Origin of the sequence: Collimonas sp., from assembly GCF_044339385.1 — a bacterium.
Taxonomy (GTDB): domain Bacteria; phylum Pseudomonadota; class Gammaproteobacteria; order Burkholderiales; family Burkholderiaceae_D; genus Collimonas.
Window position 1 is genome coordinate 1 of record NZ_JBIIVN010000229.1, and the last position, 2,572, is coordinate 2,572.

The 2,572-nt window shown below is 52.2% G+C and carries 3 protein-coding genes; 1 reads left to right on the plus strand and 2 read right to left on the minus strand.

Features of this window, described 5'->3' with window-relative positions:
- Positions 1-403 precede the first annotated feature (403 nt).
- Positions 404-1,666: a lysophospholipid transporter LplT gene (lplT, locus tag ACIQ0R_RS12205; RefSeq protein ID WP_395827831.1), complete on the minus strand. Its 1,263-nt coding sequence runs from the start codon at positions 1,664-1,666 to the stop codon at positions 404-406.
- A gap of 259 nt (positions 1,667-1,925) precedes the next feature.
- On the opposite strand from lplT, the gene ACIQ0R_RS12210 reads away from it, so the two are divergent.
- Positions 1,926-2,261, plus strand: a complete 336-nt coding sequence (locus tag ACIQ0R_RS12210; RefSeq protein WP_395827834.1) for a hypothetical protein — start codon at positions 1,926-1,928, stop codon at positions 2,259-2,261.
- 120 nt (positions 2,262-2,381) lie between these two features.
- Here ACIQ0R_RS12210 and ACIQ0R_RS12215 read toward each other — a convergent pair.
- Positions 2,382-2,572 (minus strand): hypothetical protein (locus ACIQ0R_RS12215; RefSeq protein ID WP_395827837.1); only part of this gene is annotated, 191 nt, incomplete at its 5' end.

Here is a 2,572-nt window from a genome sequence, read left to right on the forward strand (position 1 = left end):
CGGCAACCCGTTGCACGGCTAGCTCCTTGAACTCCGCCGTGTACATCTGTTTTGGTATCTTCTTCATTGCTGGTCTTTCCAAAGGATCGTTGATTTTACGTTACCTATGGAAGACTAAATTTCGGGAGAAGCTCACAGCCAGGAAACGTTTCGTTTAGCGGGGGTGCCTATAGTGAGCCAACGCTGATCAAACTTGCCTACGCATTAGAGCAGGCTCTGCAGCAAAAAAATCTAGGGCGTCGGCCGCCGCGTTATCGCCAATGTTGATCTTTGGCCCATGCTACGGATTAGAAATCTAAGATCTGATTTCTGTTCTACAGCATGTCCGAAGATTGAAAACAAGAAAGCGGGAGATATCCCGCTTTCTTCGTGTCTAATTTTGTTTCTCATGTAGCATCGATTGCTAATGTTTGACTTCACCAATCAATGCCAGTGAATCGTGTTCGCGCTGGTTGGCGGCATGCTTACGCATGATAAAGAACATGATGCCGGCGACGAAGAAGCCGAACATGAAAATCACAATGTTGACGTCGAGATCAATCTTGATCATGAACGCGTACAGCACCAGCATGGTCAGTACCGACAAGTTTTCGTTGAAGTTTTGCACGGCGATCGAGTGTCCGGCGCTCATCAGCACGTGGCCGCGGTGTTGCAGCAGGGCGTTCATCGGCACCACGAAATAGCCTGACAGGGCGCCGATGACGACCAGCAGCGGATAGGCCGCCCACACCGAGTGCACGGCTGTCATTCCCATCACCACCACGCCCATCATGATGCCTAGCGGCATCACCGTTAGTGATTTTTTCAGTGGCACCATGCGTGCCGCGGCAACCGCGCCGATCGCAACGCCGAAGGCCACTACGCCCTGCAGGATGGCGGCTTTGTCGAGCGGCATGCCGAGCGATTTCTCTGCCCATTTCAAGACGATGAATTGCAACGTGGCACCTGCGCCCCAGAATAGCGTAGTGACCGCGAGAGAGATCTGGCCCAACTTGTCTTTCCAGAGGATTGCGCAGCAGTTGGCAAAGTCCGCGATCAGTTTGCTTGGGCGGTGTTGCTGGTGGGGATAGCGGGCGCCGGTATCTGTAATCTTGACATTGAAAACGGTGGCTACAATGTAAAGTATGGCGATTACTGTCAGCGCGGCGTGGGTCGGCGTGTTGAGGTTCCAACTCAGGACCGGGATATGCAGTTCCAGCAGGACCGAGACGACATGCGGGTTGACTAGCGCGCCGCCGAGAACCGTGCCGAGAATGATTGATGAGACCGTCAGGCCTTCGATCCAGCCATTGGCTGCGACCAGTTTTTCCGCCGGCAACAGCTCGGTCAGAATGCCGTATTTGGCAGGCGAGTATGCGGCGGCACCGAAACCCACAATCGCGTAGGCGATCAGCGGATGGACGTCAACGAACATCATCAGGCAGCCAAATATTTTTATCATGTTGGTGATGAGCATCACTTTGCCTTTTGGCAAAGAATCGGCGAAAGCACCGACAAAAGCCGCTAACAGCACGTAAGACAAGACAAAAAATAATTTCAGCAGTGGCGTCATCCAGTCCGGCGAGGACATTTCAGCCAGTAAGGCTATTGCCGCTATAAGAAGGGCGTTATCGGCTAGCGAAGAAAAAAACTGCGCTGCCATGATGGTATAAAAACCGCGATTCATTCGCATCCCAGAATGTAACAATGTGTCCCCAACTTGCTTTATACCATGAAAATATGACCGATCCGTGATTATGAGAGTGCCAAAAGCGAAAACATTAAGGTAATAATAAGATTGCCAATCCATTATCAATCATGCGTCCGCTAAAATGCCGGGCTTGCCAGGCATCGTCATCCTTGCGTTCTCGTCGCCATGCCTGAATCCCTTGTTGCCAAGATCAATGTTTTTGCATTGCAGCATAACTGGCGTATAGCCAAATCGTATGCCCCGATGCCAAAATCTGGGCGGTGCTCAAGGCCAAGGCTATGGGCATGGATTGAAGCTTGGCATGTGCGGTTTTCCCGAGGCTGACAGGCTGGCATGGATCGCGCCGGAAAATGCCCCGCATGTGCGCCAACTCGGCTGGCAAAACCCGACCCTGCTGCCGGTTGACGGCCTGCTTATCGGCGCGGTAGGCAAGGTCGGCCGGGTATTGATGGACATGTTCTCGGTCAATCTGACCAATGTGCCCGGCACCGGCAGTGCGATGACTTCGTGCGTGATGGTTTGCCAATTGACGCAGTGGCGCACGCGGCCGCGACGATCGGCTATGAATTGATGTGCGGATTGGCGGCGCGGGTTAAAGTCATGGAGTTGTGACAGGCGACTGTGCAGCCGGTAGTATTCGTTATCTCTCTGATCTGTGATCTGTGATCTGTTATATCTGCTTTCTGTTTTTTTAATTTACCTGTTTCAAATTCATTAGTGGGGACAGGGCAATGTGCTGTGCAAAGGCGGCGCACCAACTGAGCTTCCCCCGAAATTTAGTCTTCCATAGGTAACGTAAAATCAACGATCCTTTGGAAAGACCAGCAATGAAGAAGATACCAAAACAGATGTACACGGCGGAGTTCAAGGAGCTAGCCGTGC

Bases quoted from the DNA above. Each gene is read 5' to 3' on its own strand.
- lplT (WP_395827831.1), bottom strand. From the start codon at position 1,666: ATGAATCGCGGTTTTTATACCATCATGGCAGCGCAGTTTTTTTCTTCG.
- ACIQ0R_RS12210 (WP_395827834.1), top strand. From the start codon at position 1,926: ATGCCCCGATGCCAAAATCTGGGCGGTGCTCAAGGCCAAGGCTATGGG.